Raw genomic sequence first — 19,330 nt, 5'->3', positions numbered from 1 at the left:
TATTTATTATTTGTCTTCTTTTTTCTCAGCAGTATTTTCCTGTGCCGCTTTCTCCTGAGCTTCCTTCTCAGCCTTTGCCTTGGCTGCGGCAGCAGCTCTTTCTTTTGCAGCCTTCATAAGAGCTTCCTGAGCGGCAATAGCCTTCTCAGACTGCTTAAATGATTTTACAACCTTCTCACTGCCGGGCTCCTGGAATCTTGTTCCCATAGAAAGAGATTTCTTAGGGCAGCTGTCAACGCAGCATCTGCACTGAATACAGCTCATAGGTCTGATATTCCAAGTCTTTTCTACCTTATCAACCGTGATGGCATGAGTCGGGCACTTTATGGAACAAAGACCGCAAAGGATACAAAGATCCATATCATTCTCGACATGACCTCTTGTTCCTTCCGGAAACTCTTTCTCGGTTTTTCTGGTATATGGCTTTGAAAAAAGGTTTTTTATAATTGTATTTTTAAAACTAACAAATGCCATTTCAATCTCCTATCTGTGCTGTGTTCACGAAGTGCGATCATCTCTCTGTACAACTGATACAAGGATCGATCGTAAGTACAAGAATCGGAACATCAGCAAGATCGCAGCCTTTAAGGATCTCTACGAGACCTGAAAGGTTTGCAAAAGTAGGTGTTCGAACTCTCATTCTATCAATGAACTTGGTTCCGTTTGCCTTAACGTAGTAAAGAGCTTCGCCTCTTGGCTGCTCGATTCTCATCATATACTCGCCGTTTGGCATTCCCTTAACAGGCGCCTCGATAGGTCCGTCAGGCATCTTTGCAATAAGCTGGTGAATAATATCAAATGCCTGGAAAATCTCCTGTATACGGCAATATGTACGAGCATATGAATCACCTTCACTGCTTACGATAGGCTCAAAGTTGACATCTCCGTAAGCACAGTATCCGGTAGATCTTATATCTCTTACAATTCCGCTTGCTCTTAGGAAAGGTCCGGTGCATCCGAGAGCATCTGCCTGCTCTGCGCTGAGAACACCGACTCCCTTAAGTCTTGTCTGTACGGCAGCATCCTCAAGGAAAGGTCTTGCGATAGCCTTAAGATCTTCTTCCATCTTGGAAATTCTGTTGTCAAAATCTTTGAGCTGATCGTCTGTGACATCTCTTCTGATTCCGCCAATCTTCATAACCGAGAAGATTACACGTCCGCCCGTAGACTCTTCAAACATATCAAGAGCTTCCTCTCTGAGTCTCCAGCAGTCCATATAAAGACTCTCAAATCCGAAAGCATCTGCCAAAAGTCCGAGCCAGAGAAGATGTGAATGAATTCTGCTAAGCTCAGACCAGATAGTTCTCATATATCTGGCTCTTGCAGGTACCTCAATATCCATGATATGCTCAACAGCCTCGGAGTAACCAAGACCGTGTCCCAAAGAACAGATACCGCAGATACGCTCTGCAACATATACCATTTCATTAAAATCTTTTTTATCAACCAGCTTCTCCAAACCTCTGTGGATGAATCCGATTGAAGGAATAGCCTCAACCACCTTCTCATCTTCCATAACAAGATCTAAGTGAATAGGCTCCGGAAGAACCGGATGTTGAGGTCCGAATGGGATTACACTTCTGTTAGACATTACAGTTCCTCCAATTATTTAAACGGTGTCTCTATAGCTGTGCGATAGAGTTTTCCTTCATAGTCAATATTTATCATCTTGATCTTTACTCCGAAGAGATCGTGCATCTCATTCTCATAGATGAATGCACAAGGGAAAATACTTGTGATACTGGAAATCTCATTCTCTTCGGGAAGAGTTATCTTAAGCTGCTTAACTTCAAGATCTTTTCCGAATGTATAAATAAGTTCAAAAGCATCCGGAACTCTTGTAGCGCACTGTTGCATAAGATGATATCCTGCAAATTTAAGCTTCTGAGACTCGTCAATGACATTCTCGGGATTAACATTTACAAACTCGGTATTCATTGTTTTTTGTCTCCTTTCTCAGTATTTGCCGCATTTGCAGCGGGTGCCGGAGTAGCGGCTGCAGCAGGTACCACAGGCTTGGGAGCAGGCTTTGCAGAAGCTTTGATCTTCTCTTCCGCCTGTTCTCTTAGTGCCTCTTCCGTAAGAACAGCATCATACTGATCTGCAGGATTATAATCTTCCTCAGTCATATGAACAGCCATCTTGCTGTAGTCTACAGTACAATATCCGGCCTTCATTGACTGTTTTAACTTGTTCTTCTTTTCTTCAAGGATTCCAACCGCCTTAACAACGCCCTGAATAAGAGCTTCCGGTCTTACCGCGCATCCGGGAACATAAACGTCAACCGGAACGATCTTGTCGGCGCCACCCAAAATGTTGTAGCACTCCTTGAAGATTCCGCCGTCACATGCACAGATTCCGCACGCAACAACAACCTTTGGATCGGGCATCATGTTGTAAAGCTGTCTTACAACAGGTGCCGTCTGCGCATTCATTCCTCCCGTAAGCAAAAGTACATCTGCATGCTTGGGATTACCTGTATTAATAATTCCGAATCTCTCCACGTCATAAAGAGGAGTCATCGTAGCCAAAACTTCTATATCACAGCCGTTACAGCTGGATCCGTCATAATGTAACACCCATGGTGATTTAGATATTTTCATATATCATTCCCTCTTCTTATTTCAACACATTAAGAATAAGCAAATTTGTACCTGCAAAAATCAATATAACCGACCAGGTAACCTTGAGCATTGTCATGTACTTAACTCTGGGGAACAGGTTGTCGATAAGTGTTTCCAGGAAAAATACAACAGCACATGCGATAACAGCTCCAAGAATACTGATAGGTGCAGAAGTAACAAAGAACATTCCCACAATACCCATCATAAGTACCACATCATACCACTCTGCGATCTCGACAAGCGCAAGGTTTCCTCCGGAAAGATCCGTTGTAAGGCCCTTTACCATCTCCTGATGCATATGATGTGAAGTACTAAGGTCAAAAGGTGATTTTCTGAGCTTTATCAAAAGCACAAAGACAAAGCCTATAAAGAAGCCGGGAATCTGCGCAATAGCCGGAATATCTGCTTTCGCAAGTTCATCAACCATGAAGCTTCCGTTTGCATAATAGAATCCGATAGCAACAAGAAGTGTCATAGGCTCATAGCACATCATCTGCAAAAGCTCACGTTGTGCGCCCATTATACTGTATGGTCCGTTTGTTGAAAAAGCTGCAAGAACCATAACTACTTCTGACATAGAAAGCGCAAAGAATACTAAGAGCATATCTCCGCCGGCAAAAAACAACGCACCTGTAAATATGGTAAATACAAGATAACTTGTAACAAACAACACCTGAATACTGTTAACAACGGTTGTCTGCTTACTCATCAGCTTGGACACATCATAGAAAGGCTGAAACAGAGGGGGACCCTGTCTTCCCTGCATACGAGCCGAGAAAACTCTGTCGATTCCCGAAAGCAGACCACCTAAAACAGGTGCCAAAAGAATATATAATAAAACTCTTATGATCATATAAATATTCATCAGATAGCACCTCCGACAGCAACAATAAGCATAACGGCAACCAGAACAGTCGCAACATAGATACAAGGCTTTAAGAATTTCTTTTCACCAAAGACCTCATCCATGTACCAGTTAGACATATAAAGAGCTCTCTCTTTACCGAAAGAATCGATATAATGTCTGTCATCTCCTGCATTTACACCGGCAACGTAAGACATTGTCATCTTACTGTTCTTACCGATGGACATTATTCTGGAACCGATAGGGATCATAAATACCATCGCAACCATTATCATCATGATGATAACATCGCTTCCGCCGATAACGTCAGGGATATTTGTGTGATAAGCCTCATCAAGAATAGGCTGTATCATGTTTCCTGACATCCAGGGGAATGCAAAGCACATGATAACTATCATTGTAGTAAGAGGGAAAATAGATACCATCTCACTTCTCGGAGTTATATCTTCAAGTTCAAATGACTGATGAATAACCGCACAGATCTTACCGAGCCACTTTGCCCAGTAGAAAAGCGTACTTCCCGATCCGAAAACAAGGAAAAGAACAAGCCAAACAGAACCGGAATCTACGAATGATTTAAGAGCAGCCCACTTTGAAACAAGCATTCCAAACGGTGCCATGAACATTCCGCAAATACCGATTATCATGATAAATGCAAGTCTGGGAAGTTTGATTATAAGTCCATGCATATCCTCAATGTCACGGCTTCCCATACAGTTCTCAATATCTCCCACTGTCTGGAACAAAAGTGACTTTGAAACCGCATGGAACAGAACGAGCATAACTGCAGCCCAAACACCTTCGGTTGTTCCTGTTCCCGCACATGCGGTAATAAGACCGAGGTTAGAAATTGTCGAATAAGCAAGCACCTTCTTGCCGTCGCTTACTGTAATCGCAAGAAGTGATGCCGCAAAGAAAGTAAATCCACCGATAACGGTGATCATAACTCCCGTAAGAGTTCCGAACATTACGGGCGCAAGTCTGATAAGCATGTATACACCGATCTTAACCATCGTTGCAGAGTGCAAAAGTGCACTTGAAGGTGTAGGTGCAACCATCGCTCCCAAAAGCCATCTTGAGAATGGGAACTGCGCACTCTTTGTAAGAGCGGCAAATGCAAATAAAGTTACCGGAACAATAATTGTAGTAGAAACACCGGGTGTGATCTCACTAAGATTCGAGATGCCGAGAACCATATTGCAATACATGAGTCCTGCCGCGAATCCGCATCCACCCAAAAGATTCATCCAGAGAGCTCTGAATGAGTTATTTACAGCTTCTTCTGTTCTTGTGTATCCGATCATAAGGAATGAACATACACTTGTGATCTCCCAGAAGAAATAGATAAATCCAAGATTATCTGAAGAAATAAGTCCGAACATTGCGCCAAGGAATACAAACATAAGCGCAAGGAAATATCCGGAACGGTCTTCAACATCTGTGTGATGATGGTGATAATCCTTCATATAACCTGATGCGTAGATACAGATAAGAATACCTACGAAACCAACGATCAAATACATTACGGCAGCAAATGTATCGATTCTGAGGCAAGTATTTCCTTCAACCGCCTTGTGTGTCAAATCCATCCAAAGTACGGGGATAGTTCCGACAAGCGAGAAAATAATTGCATAATACTTTTTGTACTTAATACTGAGAAAACATACAAGTCCCATTAAAAAGACTTCCCCACAAAGAATTACCTTTTCGGGAATTTCCGGATGTTCCAAGTATACAAATTGAGATGTATCACCGTACATTAGAACATTGACGGCAACATAAATAGCCACACCCATGATTGCAAAGCCACCTGCCATAATAAGAAGGCTTCTAAACAAACTGGCATGCTTAAAAATAGATATTATAATTGCCATACAAAAGGGAAATAAAATAAGAAAATAAACTAAATTCAAAAGATTTGCCAAGGTGTTCGCCCCTTTCACATACATACTCACGAGTAACTCATTACTTCATAAATTTCTCGATAGCATCATTTAACTCAACGATAGCCTCTTCATCACCATCTGAAACAGCATGGACTATGCAATGACTTATATGTTCTTTAAGTATTTCCTTGCCTGCCCCGTTTATTGCTGAACGTACAGCTGCCAATTGTACGAGTACTTCAGTGCAATCCCTGTCATCCTCAACCATTCTTTTAACCGACTCAAGGTGTCCGATAGCCTTGGAAAGTCTGTTAACAATAGCCTTCATCTTCTCAGGATCATGATGATGTTTATGGGTATGAGAACTCATAAAACCTCCAATAAATATATGCATTGTTATTTTTTTAACTTATATAGGACAAAAAAATAAATCTACATATATTTTTTAACAAAATATATTATATTCCTTCTAGGGAAAAATACAATAAAGATTATCTAACATTACTGATAATCTTATGTAAAAGATTGTAAAGGACTTTGGCTTCTTCTTCCGTAAGCTTAACACAGCTTCCTACCTTAGAAGGAATCGTGACAGCTTTATCCCTTAATTTCATACCGGAATCGGTAATTGAAACTACAAGATTTCTCTCATCTTTTTCAGATCTCTCACGTGTAATATACCCCTTACTCTCAAGCTTTTTTAGAACAGGCGTAAGTGTACCCGAATCAAGAAACAGACACTCTCCAAGCATTTTTACATTAACACTCTTCTTTTCCCACATGACCATCATGGTAATATACTGGGTGTATGTAAGATCAAGCTCATCAAGAAAAGGCTTGTACTTTCTGATAATCTCTTTTGAACATGCATATAATGGGAAACATAACTGATTACCAAGTTTTAAAGAATCATATTTTTCATTATTACAATTCATAAGCGTCTCCAAAAACAATTTTATCCTATTTAATCATATATCATTATATCACAATAGAGATTATGTGTTTGCAAAAAACAAAAACCCGCGAAAATCCTTTTGGGAAATTCACGGGTTGCAATGCCGATCAAAGCTTTGAATTATGATTCATATTTTTGATAGGAATATTAGCATAAAGAGCCGGTGCTGATTTTCCACCGTTATCTTCAGCATCCAGACTTGTAATATTGATGTCAATTCCTTCCATATCTATCTCAGCATATTTCGAAAGCACTTCTATGATATCGCTTCTGATTTTTTGCATAAGCTCAGGTGAGCATGATGCTCTGTCTGAAACCAAAACAAGCTTCAGTCTATCCTTGGCTATATCACTTGAAGATTTCTTTTTGAAAAAATCAGTGATTTTCATAACTTTGCCCCCTTATCACTTTTTCTTAAACCAAGAAAAAAGTCCTCTCTTGGCTTCAAGGTCAAGAAATGGAACCTGTTCGCCTGTAATTCTGCGACAAATGTTCATGTATGCCTGGCCTGCAAGTGAATTGTCACCTACAAGAGGTTCACCGTTATTAGTCGCAACAACAATACTCTCATCATCCGGAACCTGACCTATAAGCTCGATAGCAAGGATATCTATAACGTCATCTGATGACATCATATCACCTCTCTTGACCATATCAGGGCGAAGTCTGTTTACTATGAGATGAGTCTTTTTAATCTCGTTTGCTTCAAGAAGCCCGATGATTCTGTCGGCGTCACGAACAGCCGATACCTCAGGTGTTGTAACAACAAGTGCTCTGTCAGCGCCGGCAATAGCGTTCTTGAATCCCTGTTCAATACCTGCAGGACAATCCAAAATAATATAATCGTAATCCTGCTTAAGTTCATCTGTAAGCTTCTTCATTTGCTCAGGAGTAACGCTTGTCTTGTCCTTAGTCTGTGCAGCGGGCAAAAGAAAGAGATTCTCATATCTCTTATCTCTGATAAGCGCCTGCTTAATCTTGCAGTTACCTTCAATAACATCAACCAGGTTGTAGACAATCCTGTTCTCAAGTCCCAAAACAACATCAAGATTTCGAAGTCCTATATCTGTATCAATAAGAACAACCTTCTTGTTCAGCTTTGCAAGGCCTGTTCCGATATTTGCGGAACTCGTAGTTTTACCTACTCCACCTTTTCCCGATGTTATAACTATAACTTCTCCCATAGTTTCCTCCGTTTACATATTAAATTGTCTCAAAAAAGAAGAACCGTAAACACTTTTTACGATGTGCCCGTTTTCGATATATGCAACTTCAGGCTCACTTTCTACCGTAGAAGGTTTCTTTCTCCCCAATTTGAGTTTGGCACTTTTTTCAGATTCAGGAGATATTGCGATAGAATCCGCGATCCTGACCTGTAATGGGTTGAGACTAAGTGCCATTACTACAGCATCTTTATCTCCGCCTGCACCGGCAAATGCATTGCCTCGCAGTTCTCCCAAGATAAATATGCTTCCATAGGAGATTACGTTAGCTCCCGGCTTAACGTCTCCTAAAATAACAATACTCTGTTCGCAGGAAATATCCTGACCGGATCTCAAACTGCCCTTATAAATAATTGCACTGTTCTGATCCACTTTTACTGTAGCATCCGACTTCTTGTTCGTATTGATCTCAAGAACAACATTATCGTTTGAAGCTGCGACATCTTCAAATTTTCTCTGAATATCTGACTCTTCGTCGATAATACATGTAATTGTAAGCATTGAATTATCTTTGATACTCTTTAGAACTTCATCTTCTTCCGATTCGGAAAGCTTTCTGCCTCTTATGATAAGGCCCATGTTATTCTTTCCGAGAAACGAAGATGCTTCCTTGAATTTCTCGCCAACTTCCGTGATAAGCGTTGAAAAATCGACCTCGGGATCCAAAACAAGAATGATGCCAGATCTTGTACCCTTAATTGTAACTAACTGACTCAATGTTTAATTCACCCAACCTTTATAAAAATCTATACTACAACAGTATAGGCTATTTTTGTAAAAAATTAAAGATATCAAAGCCCATTTATGCCAAAGGTTTGGTGGCTAAAAATAGCTTAATTATTACACATTTAAGAAAAAATGAGCTCCGGAAATCCGAAGCTCATTAATAATCTAATATTATTAGTTGAGACCGGCAGCCTGCTTAGCAACTTCCTCAGCGAAGTTCTCGTTCTTCTTCTCGATTCCTTCACCTGTCTCGAAACGTACGAATCTCTTGATAGAAAGATTAGCGTTATTGTCTTTAGCAACCTTAGCGATGTACTGACCAACTGTCTGCTTTCCATCCTCAGCCTTTACGAATACCTGCTCGTTAAGGCAGATTTCCTTAAGCTCTTTGTTGAGACGTCCGATAAGCATCTTCTCGATGATCTCCTGAGGCTTTCTCTTTCCTTCAGGAAGCTCCTCGTTCTCCTTCATAGCCTGAGCAAGAAGGATCTCCTTCTCGTGATCTCTGTATTCCTGTGAAACGTCCTCAGTTGCAACATACTTGGGATTAAGAGCTGCAACCTGCATAGCTACGTTCTTAACTGCCTCCTTGATGTTATCGTTAACAACATCTGTCTCAGCCTCAACTACAACAGAAATTCTTCCGTTTCCGTGTACGTAAGGAACTACGATACCGTTAGAAGCAACAACCTTCTCGAAACGTCTGATGCTGAGCTTCTCACTGATAACTGCTGTGATCTCAACAAGTGCATCGTTAACTGTCTTAGACTCATCAAGGTTCCACTTCTCAGCCATGAATGAATCAAGATCCTTGGCATCTGAATTAACTGCCTGCTGAGCAACTGCCTCAACAAAGCTCTGGAACTTGTCGTTCTGAGCAACGAAGTCTGTCTCTGAGTTAACTTCAACAACTGCTGCTGTCTGGTCGTCCTTAAGAACAACTCTTGTAAGACCTTCTGCAGCGATTCTGCTAGCCTTCTTCTCAGCCTTCATGATTCCGTTCTTTCTAAGGAATTCTACTGCTGCATCCATATCTCCGTTAGTTTCTGTAAGAGCCTTCTTGCATTCCATCATTCCTGCACCGGTAGACTCACGCAATTCTTTAACCATTGCTGCTGTGATAGCCATGTGTATTTTCCTCCGTTTTTATAATAGCAGCCAACCATATAATGATTGGCTGCACCAATTTAGTTCCAAATTATCAATCTATATTACTCTGCGTCTGCAACTTCTTCGATATCCTCAGCTGCCTCTGCAACGAACTCAGCTGCAACATCAGCCTCAGCACCCTGGTTAGCTTCGATAACAGCGTCTGCCATCTTACCAACGATAAGCTTTACTGCTCTGATAGCGTCATCGTTTCCGGGGATGATGAAGTCAAGCTCTTCAGGATCGCAGTTTGTATCAGCGATACCGATAAGAGTAATTCCAAGAGACTCAGCCTCCTGAATGCAGATTCTTTCCTTCTTAGGATCTACTACGAAAATAGCATCAGGGATTCTCTTCATATCTCTGATTCCGCCAAGGTTAGCCTGAAGCTTGGAAAGTTCCTTCTTAAGCTGAGCAACTTCCTTCTTGGGAAGAACTTCGAATGTTCCGTCTTCCTGCATCTTCTCGATAGTCTTCATTCTAGCGATTCTGCTCTGGATTGTCTTGAAGTTTGTAAGCATTCCACCGAGCCATCTCTCGTTGATGTAGTACATTCCGCAACGCTCAGCCTCTGACTTAACAGCGTCCTGCGCCTGCTTCTTTGTTCCTACGAAAAGGATTGTTCCACCCTGCTGTGCAATCTCGAATACTGCCTTGTAAGCCTCGTCAACCTTGATAACTGACTTCTGAAGGTCGATGATGTGGATTCCGTTTCTCTCTGTGAAGATGTAAGGAGCCATTTTAGGGTTCCATCTTCTTGTCTGATGTCCGAAGTGAACACCTGCTTCAAGTAACTGTTTCATTGATACAACGCTCATGATATTACCTCCATTTGGTTAGAATCTTCCGCACATCCTTGGCTCATATGATATATCAGCGCGTCTTCCGATATACAGAGCTCTCTTCTGATCGGTATGACCGACACCGGAAAGAGAATTAAATGTACGTGATTATTTGTTTTACCGTGAAATAGGCATAAACACACCTATGAACACAGCTTTTTAACTATATCACAAGGAAAAACATATTTCAAGTAAAAAAAGCTGTGAAAATAAGTTATTTTCACAGCTTTAAAGCTAAAATTATTTAATACAAGGTCATTGTGTGATAGCTTTCGCTATTTCTTCATATGAAGCTCCCTGACTTATTGATTTGGTTCCGGAATGTATCTTTCTGTCCCAGCCTTTCTCAATAAGGAATTTGTTAAACTGAATGGCATCATCCACGAGTCCCGCATCATGTAAGATCTTAGCTACTTTATCGGACGATGAACCTCCCGGAATAGTGACCTGCACCGGATTTGCAGGAGAAGGACTCGATGTGCTCTCACCTGAATTGTCTTCAGGTTCCTCAGCGGGTTCTTCCTCTACTTCTTCAGGCTCTTCCTGAACTTCTTCTTTTTTCTTTTCTACGACAGGCTTTTCTTTTTCCTTATCCTTGTCTTTATTCTTGTCAGCATTCTTGGCACTTACAGAATTGCCTGCGGATGAAGCTTTTTCGACAGCTCCGCTTATACCGTTAGCAACAGTAGATGTGCCTGTGCCCGTGCCTATGCCGGCAGAAGTCTCAGGCTTTTCAATATCCGCACCTCCGGCAGCTGAATCGCTTGCAGATGTGTCAGGTAATGAGGGGCCTGCGTCGACTCCCTTTGCAGTATCCGTAACTTTATCTGCCGGAGCTGAATTATCTGGTTCCTCTTTTACCGCCTCGCCGGTACTTGCGTCTTCACCGGAATAATCCGAAAGAACACCGCCTTCAACCATTCCGAGATCTTTTGCTTTCTCGATCACCTCGGCATCACTGACCGGTGCATTTCTGGCTCCAAGTGCAAAGCCCATGATTATAGCTGTAAGTACAACGCCAAGACCAATCCCCCTAAGGTAATATTTTAGTTTCATTTATAGAGTATTCCTCACTTAACTTTTCTGTGCTTGTTGGAAAGATCTATCACAAGCTTAACTTCTCCGATACCCAGACCAAGTTCTCTTGCAATAACCATATTTGATTTTCCGGCCTTATGCATCTCAATGATCTGTCTGTTCTGCGAGATCGGATCGGCTGCTGTGAGTTCTTTCATGTTCTTATCGGGATTGGTGCTCTTAGCTTCAACTCTCACAGCTTCAGTAATGGGAACAACTTTGGCATTCGGCTGTTGATCCTGTATAGGCTTAACTTCCTCTTCATCGGTAGAAGTGTTTCCTACAACATGAAGCCCAATAGCTTCTTCGGGAGTTATAACTTTAGCTGTGATCTTTTCAAGTTCCATGACAGGCTCTTTTTCAACAGCTGCAGAAGGAGCGGCAGATGCAACCGGTGTAACAGGTATGATTTCATCTGACGGAGCGGGAGTAATGATCTTCTCCTCTACCTCTTTTACAACTTTCTTGGCCTCATCGGCTTTCTTAGTTACTTCGGAAACCACGGAAGTGAGGTTCTTATGCTTATCGTTAAGCATGTCATACATGAACATTACTTCATCATGATTCTTGTGTATATCGTTGATCACAGTATCGGAATATTCTCCGATAGCGGAAAGTTTTTCGTTTGATATACGTTCCATTGCTCTCTCTGTTCTGTCCAAAGAAAGATCTACGGTATCGTCTACCATATTTTCAATATTTTCTCTCTGATCTTCAACTTCACGACGAACAAGCTCACGGATTTCTCTCTCCATGAGCATCTTATCTTCCTCGTCAAGTTCCTTTCCCGCAGGAAGAAGGTAACCCAATATTATTGCCGCGAATCCGACAACGATGAGAACAATCTCTGTAATACTAATCATTTATCCGCCTATTTTACTAAAAAATTCAGGCACCGTGCCCGTTTCCACCATTATAATATAGAAATGTTAAATCTTCAAATCAAAACCGTGAGAAATACCAAGATCTACAGGCTTTCCATTTCGGTCGAGCATGTGCTCCGAAATTTTTTCCATTTTCTCAACTGATAGCTGTCTTTCTAAAATGGGATTATTCTCATTCTTTTCGTCCTGCTTCTTTTTTCTGTTTTTTTCCGCCGTCCCCCGCGTATTCATTACCGCCTTTCTCGCCGGCATCCGCAGAAACTTTGGCTCCGCTAACGTCATCCTTTTGAATAACCGAATTGCGCTGGTTATCAACTTCTTCGTTAAACTGAGTCTGAAAGTTCTGCCTGTCCATCATGGGTCTTGCATCCTCCGACGCCTTCACCGCGGAAACCTCATTAGAAGCAGCGATCACGCCAAAGTCAATTCTGTTTATTGACATGGTTCTCTCCTCCGTTTAGATAGGTGCTAATCTTACATCTCCTTCCCTGACAACAAACTTGCTGTACTGAACAGGTTTCTTTACGATCATGGACAACTCACCGATATTAACGGTAGTTCCGGGATATGCGGTTCCCTCAACCACAACCTCGGCTTCCTTTGCTTCCGCAAGTCTTTCCATAAGATTTGCATATTCCTCCGAGTCATCCTGAATCTGTTCCGTAAGGGTCTTGTTTAACTCTATAAGTTTCTTTGCACTTTCGACCTGCTGAGGGCTAAACTTTACTCCCGCCTTTAGCATCTTGGTAAAGCCTTCGATAGTAGGTTTTATGCTCTCTATGCTCTTCTGTGCTTCGGTCATTTCTTTCTGAAGCTCTTTGAGTCTTTGCTTAAGCTGCGGATCTGCCCCAACTTCTATGATGGTATTTGCCCCCATCTCAGATCCGAGAACCTTAGCCTGAATCTTGTCTGCAGCACTAACTCTTCCTCCGGCGATAAAGCCTCTTCGTCCGGTTACGTTTACCTCTGTTCCCGAGGAAACGTTTGAGTGGAGTATGCATTCACTTGTGATGCATCCCCTTGCGCTCACATTGGCATTCTCAATAAATCTTGTGACTATATTGCCACCGGCCTTAATATTTCCACCGGCTTTTGCTCCGCATTCAAGGATTATATCGGCGCCGGCATCAAGAACGGCTCCTTCAACAATACCTCTGACAATGATGTTTCCGCCTGCCTTTACGCTAAAGTTGGTTGCAACAACACCGTTTACCTCAACACTTCCTTCATAATCAATGTTACCTGTGGCAACATCAACATTCTCAAGCTGCAATACATCGGAAACAACAACTTTACCTTCGCTCAAAGTTACGTGACCGGACTTTCCTGCCTTAAGTGTAAGCTTATCTTCCGAAAGAATGGTATTCTTACCCGCTCTGATATGAGAAGGCTTAACAACAGCAGGCTTTATATTCTCTCCAAAAACATTGATCCCCGGAACCCCCGGAATCTCCTTATGAAGTGTAGCGAGAAGATCGCCTTCATTTATATTATTGATCAGGTTAAGATGGAAATAGTCCACACTTCCATCCTCTTTAAGTGTGGGACGTGCTCTTAAGTTGGTATTAAAGTGATACTCAACGTATGCATTCTTACCCTGAACAACTTCTTTTCCCTGAGCTATAAGTATTTCCTTACAGTACTCTCTATGTTCAAAAAATGCTTTTATGTTTTCGTCCTGAATTCCATAAGTGATCTTTCTGTACGCGATCGAGCTTCTGAACTCATTCTCCGTCATAAGCTGCGCGCCTTCTGTCGGCGGATAGAAAAATGCCGTGACAGTCATTTTATCCTTGGAAACATCAAACTTTACCCCTTCTCGTTCAGGATGTACCTGCGTTTCGGTAAAAATGTAGACGTTAGCGTCAGACTTGGTCACAGCATCATTTAGCTTGATTACATCGTATTGAATTTTTCTTTCGTCCAAGTACTCACGAACGTCATTAACGTTTAGCGGCTTACCTCCATCGGTTGGGGCGTAAATTCTGATACCGGTTCCCTGCGGTGTGTTTACGAGTTGAAAATATCCGTTCATACAAATCCTCTTCCATAAATAAATTTCCTACTATCTTGAGTTTGTAATAATACCTAGATAGTCTCCCAGCTTTTCGCGCATCTTCTGCAGCGCCTTTGTGTGAAGCTGTGACACTCTCGACTCTGAAACCTCCAGAACCTCACTTATCTCCTTTAATGTAAGCTCCTCATAATAGTAAAAGAGTATGACCTTTTTCTCCTTGTCTGTAAGATGTTCCAAGGATTCGGCCAACATCTTTTTAAGTTCCTCCTTTTCTATAGCCTCCTCAGGCTTTGTGAAACCTGAACCGGTAGCATTGCTTGCATCATCGGCAATATCCGCGCCCTGATCCATGAACTCATTTAAGGAAACAACCCCCGTAACCTTCATCTGGTTCTGCCAGTTCTGGTATTCATCTTCAGTAATATCCATTTTTGCCGCTATTTCGGCATCTGTAGCAATATGACCGCTCTCTTTTTCAATCTCTCTGATGGCAGTCTCAATCTTCTTCTGTCTCTGTCTTATAGTTCTGGGAATCCAGTCCATCTTGCGGATCTGATCAAGGATTGCTCCTCTGATCCTCAGACTGGCATAAGTTTCAAACTTAACGTCTTTCATGAGATCAAACTTATCAATGGCATCTATGAGTCCGAAAATGCCATATCCTACAAGATCGTCATATTCGACATTAAATCCAAGATACATGCTAAGTCTTCCGGCTACAAGCTTGACAAGAGGAGCATACTCTAATATGAGCTGCTCTCTGAGTTCACCGGATTTGGTATTACCATATTCTGTCCATAATTTATTTCTAGCTGCATCATCCATGTGTAAGTTTCCCCGGTTCTATTTTTTTACTGAGGAATGTCGTGTACTTCCATATTATCGACATCTTCCCCGGCACTACTTTCTGCCTCCATTGCTGCTCTTGCCTCTTCCTCGAGTCTCTCAGCTTCAAGTTTTTCGGCCAAAGCTTTCTCGTAGTTAATATCTAAAAACTTTGCGATCATCTTCTCCGTGATAAGTCCGATCACCAAAAATATAACTACCGAAACAAATACAATAAAAATCCACTCACCCGCCGGATAGTGCTTAAAGAACGTAAACACTGAAACAACAGCCGTTGCTGAAAGCACTATCAGGGGAGTTATTAGTTTGGTATTAATTTTCTTCAGTTCATCTAAATCGGTATTCATATGATTTTTTCAGGCTTTCCTACAGCTCTGATAATATAGTTTCCGTTTTCGGGATAAAAAATAACTGTCCGTCCGTACGAATCACCGGTATCCTGAGCAAGTACAGGAATATTAAGCTCCTTTAATTTTTTTAGTGATGCCGCAACATTTCTGTCACCGACACGCATCGTGGCATTGTTTGACTGAAAAGCAAACATCTGCGCGCCGCCGGCAATCTTTGCCACAAGACGTGATTTATTACCGCCTTTGGCAATTATGAGCCTGACAAGTTCTTCAATTCCTGTATCGGCAAATTTAGGTATATTCGAATTGTTCCTAATCTCAGTTGAATCCGGCAACATTACATGAGCCAGCCCACCAATCTTGGTAACAGGATCCCTTATAGCAATTCCAACGCAGGACCCAAGCCCCAAAGTTGTAATTCCGTCGGGGCTGACACAAATATTCAGATCGGCCATTCCAACCTTAATTATTTGACTCATATTAGCCCCTTCACGAATCTGAAACGTCTCCCATGCCTAAAGAAGAGAGAATTTTACGGTATCCATCAATATCAGGTAAAAGAATAAAATAACCGCTCAACTTAAGTTCATCAAAGAACTGTGTCTCAATAAGAAGGATTTTGTCACCCATCATTCCAAACTGGATCGCGGGAACACTAAGTATCGCCGCAGCCATATCAATGGCAACATATGGAATAGATGGAATGAGTTTTAGGTTTGTCATCATGGAAAGTGAATTGAGATACGAACCGGTAATGATATTACCGACTTCTTTAAGGGCTGACATCTCAACTTCATCAAAATCCTGATCTTCAGGCTTGGGGCCTGTACCCATAAGCTGATCGACCAAATGTCTGGCTGCCTGTTTGCCCAAGAGGAACATGATGCTTCCGTCGATATCGCCGTCAACAGCAAGATAAATACCTGCCATTATCTTCTCAGCTCCGCCCATGAGGTCTCCGACATCTTTGAAGTCCAGAAGTCGTACCTGCGGAACACACATATCAACCTTTGTTCCGATCATCTGAGCAAGCGCTGTAGTTGCATTCCCGGCACCGATATTACCAAGTTCCTTCAGCACGTCAAAATACTTGTCGGATAAATTATCCAAACTCATGTCTGCCATAAAATAAATCCTCCGAATTAACTTGCGTTAGACGCTTTTTCTTTTGATTCTTTCTCAGACACAACCGCATCGAGATCGAGTATTGAAACCAGTCCGCCGTCGTAATGGCCTACGCCGCTGACAAAAGAAACTTTTGACTGTCCTTTCTTATCGTCGTAACGGACTTTCTCAATGTCTTTTTCATTAAGTGTAAGAACCTGATTAACCTGATCCACGATTATACCTACAAGATCACCTGCCTCAGTCTTTAAGATGATTATTCTTGAAGCGCCTGTGATCACGTCTTCGGAAAGTCCCATCTTCATTCTTACACTCATAACAGGAACAATCTCGCCTCGGATATTGATAACTCCCTTAAGGAATGCGTCTACCTTTGGCACTCTCGTAATCTGCTGCATTCTTACAATGTTGTCTATAAATTTGATGTTGATGCCATACTGCTCATCATCAATCTTTATAACTATATACTGAATAAGTTCGCCTTTATCGGCTTTTTCTTTAACTTCTTTTATCTCATTCATATTCGGCTCATCCTTTCTTCGCTAAAAAAATGTTACCATCAGAAAATTGAATTGGTATCAAGAATAAGTGCGATCTCACCATCACCAAGGATAGTAGCTCCGCTTATAAGCTTGCACTTATTTGTGTATTTACCCAAAGGCTTGATAACGATTTCCTGCTGTCCCATAAGTTCGTCGATAACAAGTCCGATCTGCTGGTCTCCTTTTCTTGCGATAACAACTACCATATCGTCGTCGGGTGATTTACTTGACTCTGTATCAAGCACTTCATTGAGTCTTACGATAGGTGTTACGCTTCCACGAAGATTTATAACTTCTTTATTCTCTACAAGTTTAAGGTCTGAAGGAGATACATCTTCAATACTCTGGATTGAATCAAGAGGTATTGCATACTTCTCATCTCCGACAATAACCATGAGAGCCTGAATAATAGCAAGTGTAAGAGGAAGTCTGATGATCCAGGTGGATCCTGCTCCAAGCTTGGTATTAACGGATACCTCACCGGAAAGAGATTCAACTTTGGATTTAACAACGTCAAGTCCTACACCACGTCCTGAAATTTCAGAAACCTGCTTTGCTGTTGAGAATCCGGGATGGAATAAGAGCTCTACGCACTGCTTCTCTGTCAAAAGAGCTGCCTGCTCGGGAGTAACTATTCCTTTCTCGATAGCTTTGTTCTTAACAGCTTCCGCATCTATTCCGTTACCGTCATCGCCAACCTCGATAACAACGCTGTTACCGTCCTGGAAAGCGTGAAGGAAAATCTGTCCTACTTCCGGCTTGCCTCTCTGGGCACGGATATCGGCTGCTTCAATTCCGTGGTCGGCACTGTTTCTGATAAGGTGCATCAAAGGATCACCGATCTCATCAACCACGGTTCTGTCCATTTCTGTATCTTCACCGGTCATTGTCAGTTCCATCTTCTTGCCGAGAGTCTTGTTAAGATCTCTGATCATACGAGGGAACTTCTGAAGAACACTCTCGATAGGAACCATTCGAACTTTCATGACTGATTCATGAAGATTTGTGGTAACACTCTCAAGATATTCAATCTGCTCATTAACGTTTCCGTTGCTGACACCTGAAGTATTAGCTGCGGAAATAAGTGAGTTCTTTGCAATGATAAGCTCAGAGACAAGGTTCATAAGAACATCCAGTTTCTCGATATCAACACGGACTGTTCTGTTTACGACAGGCTTGCCTAAAGGCTTCTTGCCGCCTGCAGGTCCTGCTGCGGGTGCCTTTCCTGCTGCAGGTGCGGGCGCAGGTGCTGCTCCCTGTGTGGGAACGGCTGCCGGTGCTGCTGCAGCTGCGGGTGCAGGCTCGGGAGTTTCCTCTGCTGCAGCTTTTTCTGCATCGAGGTCGAATTCTCCACATTCGCATCCTGCCACTTCGGAAACAGACTTAACTATTTCCATGACCTTCTCTTTTGACTCATCTGTGATTATTACAAGGCTGAATGAGAAATCAAATTTCTCATCTTCTATATCCTGTGTATTAGGCTCGGAAACAACAATTTCACCGATCTCTTCGATTCCCTTAAATACAAGGAAACCTCTGGCTGCCTTAAGAATACAGGATTCCTGAATATGTACGGTAACACCGAAAACATTCTTTCCCTGAGATTTAGCTTCTTCCAAAGTAGTTCTTGCGGAAGAATCAAGCTTGATAGCTCTGTAGTCACTCGCGGGATCTGCACCGGGTTCAACTGCAGGAGCTGCACTTTCTGCAGACTCCGAAGCCTCAGCTACTCCATCGGAAGCTGCAGCTTCTGCTCCTGTATTACCCGATCTGATATCGGCGAGCGCTTTAATGATATTCTGGTGTTCTTCAGTACCTTCGTCCTGATTCTCGGTAATGTTGTCAACATATCCCTGAATAGCGTCAAGACACTGAAGAAGCACATCGATCATCTCTGATTTGATCTTGATCTTACCGGCTCTGACATCGGAGAAAACATCCTCCATGTCATGAGTAAGATTCTGCATTCTGGTATAGCCCATTGTTCCGGCCATACCTTTCATTGAGTGAGCGGATCTGAAAATTTCATTGATACAATCCTCATTTTCAGGATCTTGCTCAAGAACCATGATGTTGTCGTTTAAAGACTGAAGGTGCTCCTTTGCTTCATCAAGAAAGACACTTAGATACTGAGAAACATCCATAATCAATCTACCTCCATAAGAAAAATTGTTTAGTCATGCAAATTGTGTTTGTTTTCATCGGTAGTTAATGGAGGG

At 42.0% G+C, this 19,330-nt stretch carries 23 protein-coding genes; all 23 read right to left on the bottom strand.

What is annotated here, in order from left to right; translation table 11 throughout:
- Window positions 1-6: 6 nt before the first annotated feature.
- The 23 genes from CD00_RS19730 to CD00_RS0104010 all read right to left on the bottom strand — a co-directional run bounded on the left by CD00_RS19730 (window position 7) and on the right by CD00_RS0104010 (window position 19,255).
- Window positions 7-474: a 4Fe-4S dicluster domain-containing protein gene (locus CD00_RS19730; RefSeq protein WP_026654788.1), complete on the bottom strand. Its 468-nt coding sequence runs from the start codon at window positions 472-474 to the stop codon at window positions 7-9.
- A gap of 37 nt (window positions 475-511) precedes the next feature.
- Entirely contained in the window at window positions 512-1,591 is a 1,080-nt protein-coding gene (locus CD00_RS0104115) for a hydrogenase large subunit (RefSeq protein WP_026654787.1), read from the bottom strand.
- A 14-nt stretch (window positions 1,592-1,605) separates the two neighbouring features.
- A complete protein-coding gene (locus tag CD00_RS0104110; protein WP_026654786.1) occupies window positions 1,606-1,938 on the bottom strand; it encodes an NADH-quinone oxidoreductase subunit C in 333 nt (110 codons plus the stop codon).
- The gene (locus tag CD00_RS21070; protein WP_026654785.1) at window positions 1,935-2,603 is read right to left on the bottom strand and encodes an NADH-quinone oxidoreductase subunit B family protein; all 669 of its coding nucleotides are present in this window, start codon (window positions 2,601-2,603) and stop codon (window positions 1,935-1,937) included. Before CD00_RS21070 ends, CD00_RS0104110 begins: the two co-directional genes overlap by 4 nt.
- A 16-nt stretch (window positions 2,604-2,619) precedes the next feature.
- A complete protein-coding gene (locus CD00_RS0104100) occupies window positions 2,620-3,489 on the bottom strand; it encodes a respiratory chain complex I subunit 1 family protein (protein ID WP_026654783.1) in 870 nt (289 codons plus the stop codon).
- The gene (locus tag CD00_RS0104095) at window positions 3,489-5,306 is read right to left on the bottom strand and encodes an NADH-quinone oxidoreductase subunit 5 family protein (protein WP_242838912.1); all 1,818 of its coding nucleotides are present in this window, start codon (window positions 5,304-5,306) and stop codon (window positions 3,489-3,491) included. Before CD00_RS0104095 ends, CD00_RS0104100 begins: the two co-directional genes overlap by 1 nt.
- A 148-nt stretch (window positions 5,307-5,454) precedes the next feature.
- Complete coding sequence (locus tag CD00_RS0104090) at window positions 5,455-5,745, bottom strand: metal-sensing transcriptional repressor (RefSeq protein WP_081811827.1); 291 nt, start codon at window positions 5,743-5,745, stop codon at window positions 5,455-5,457.
- Window positions 5,746-5,866: 121 nt separating this feature from the next.
- Window positions 5,867-6,310, bottom strand: coding sequence for a MarR family winged helix-turn-helix transcriptional regulator (locus tag CD00_RS0104085; RefSeq protein WP_026654780.1), 444 nt, complete (start codon window positions 6,308-6,310; stop codon window positions 5,867-5,869).
- 127 nt (window positions 6,311-6,437) lie between these two features.
- On the bottom strand, window positions 6,438-6,719 hold the full coding sequence (minE, locus tag CD00_RS0104080) for a cell division topological specificity factor MinE (RefSeq protein ID WP_026654779.1): 282 nt from the start codon (window positions 6,717-6,719) through the stop codon (window positions 6,438-6,440).
- 15 nt (window positions 6,720-6,734) lie between these two features.
- Entirely contained in the window at window positions 6,735-7,514 is a 780-nt protein-coding gene (gene minD / locus CD00_RS0104075) for a septum site-determining protein MinD (RefSeq protein ID WP_026654778.1), read from the bottom strand.
- 12 nt (window positions 7,515-7,526) lie between these two features.
- Window positions 7,527-8,270, bottom strand: coding sequence for a septum site-determining protein MinC (gene minC / locus CD00_RS17150; RefSeq protein ID WP_051199086.1), 744 nt, complete (start codon window positions 8,268-8,270; stop codon window positions 7,527-7,529).
- Window positions 8,271-8,453: 183 nt separating this feature from the next.
- On the bottom strand, window positions 8,454-9,407 hold the full coding sequence (gene tsf / locus CD00_RS0104065) for a translation elongation factor Ts (RefSeq protein ID WP_026654777.1): 954 nt from the start codon (window positions 9,405-9,407) through the stop codon (window positions 8,454-8,456).
- An 83-nt stretch (window positions 9,408-9,490) separates the two neighbouring features.
- Complete coding sequence (gene rpsB / locus CD00_RS0104060) at window positions 9,491-10,246, bottom strand: 30S ribosomal protein S2 (RefSeq protein ID WP_026654775.1); 756 nt, start codon at window positions 10,244-10,246, stop codon at window positions 9,491-9,493.
- A gap of 279 nt (window positions 10,247-10,525) precedes the next feature.
- Window positions 10,526-11,326 carry a hypothetical protein gene (locus tag CD00_RS0104055; RefSeq protein ID WP_026654774.1) on the bottom strand — a complete coding sequence of 267 codons (801 nt, stop codon included), beginning with the start codon at window positions 11,324-11,326 and terminating at the stop codon, window positions 10,526-10,528.
- 14 nt (window positions 11,327-11,340) lie between these two features.
- Window positions 11,341-12,210, bottom strand: a complete 870-nt coding sequence (locus CD00_RS0104050; RefSeq protein ID WP_026654773.1) for a DUF6115 domain-containing protein — start codon at window positions 12,208-12,210, stop codon at window positions 11,341-11,343.
- Window positions 12,211-12,403: 193 nt separating this feature from the next.
- The gene (locus tag CD00_RS0104045; RefSeq protein ID WP_026654772.1) at window positions 12,404-12,673 is read right to left on the bottom strand and encodes a hypothetical protein; all 270 of its coding nucleotides are present in this window, start codon (window positions 12,671-12,673) and stop codon (window positions 12,404-12,406) included.
- Window positions 12,674-12,688: 15 nt separating this feature from the next.
- Window positions 12,689-14,266, bottom strand: coding sequence for a DUF342 domain-containing protein (locus CD00_RS0104040; RefSeq protein WP_026654771.1), 1,578 nt, complete (start codon window positions 14,264-14,266; stop codon window positions 12,689-12,691).
- 30 nt (window positions 14,267-14,296) lie between these two features.
- The gene (locus CD00_RS0104035) at window positions 14,297-15,073 is read right to left on the bottom strand and encodes a FliA/WhiG family RNA polymerase sigma factor (RefSeq protein ID WP_026654770.1); all 777 of its coding nucleotides are present in this window, start codon (window positions 15,071-15,073) and stop codon (window positions 14,297-14,299) included.
- 26 nt (window positions 15,074-15,099) lie between these two features.
- Window positions 15,100-15,441, bottom strand: a complete 342-nt coding sequence (locus CD00_RS0104030; RefSeq protein ID WP_026654769.1) for a hypothetical protein — start codon at window positions 15,439-15,441, stop codon at window positions 15,100-15,102.
- Window positions 15,438-15,923, bottom strand: coding sequence for a chemotaxis protein CheD (locus CD00_RS0104025; RefSeq protein ID WP_026654768.1), 486 nt, complete (start codon window positions 15,921-15,923; stop codon window positions 15,438-15,440). Before CD00_RS0104025 ends, CD00_RS0104030 begins: the two co-directional genes overlap by 4 nt.
- A 10-nt stretch (window positions 15,924-15,933) precedes the next feature.
- Window positions 15,934-16,569 (bottom strand): chemotaxis protein CheC, encoded by a 636-nt coding sequence (locus tag CD00_RS0104020; protein WP_026654766.1) that lies wholly within the window; start codon window positions 16,567-16,569, stop codon window positions 15,934-15,936.
- A gap of 17 nt (window positions 16,570-16,586) precedes the next feature.
- Complete coding sequence (locus CD00_RS0104015) at window positions 16,587-17,090, bottom strand: chemotaxis protein CheW (protein WP_026654765.1); 504 nt, start codon at window positions 17,088-17,090, stop codon at window positions 16,587-16,589.
- A 38-nt stretch (window positions 17,091-17,128) separates the two neighbouring features.
- The gene (locus CD00_RS0104010) at window positions 17,129-19,255 is read right to left on the bottom strand and encodes a chemotaxis protein CheA (RefSeq protein ID WP_026654764.1); all 2,127 of its coding nucleotides are present in this window, start codon (window positions 19,253-19,255) and stop codon (window positions 17,129-17,131) included.
- Window positions 19,256-19,330: the final 75 nt, after the last annotated feature.

Origin of the sequence: Butyrivibrio sp. AE3003, from assembly GCF_000686065.1 — a bacterium.
In the GTDB taxonomy this organism is placed as follows: domain Bacteria; phylum Bacillota; class Clostridia; order Lachnospirales; family Lachnospiraceae; genus Butyrivibrio; species Butyrivibrio hungatei_A.
Note: the sequence above shows the minus strand (reverse complement) of the source record. Positions and strands in the feature narration are given on the sequence as shown.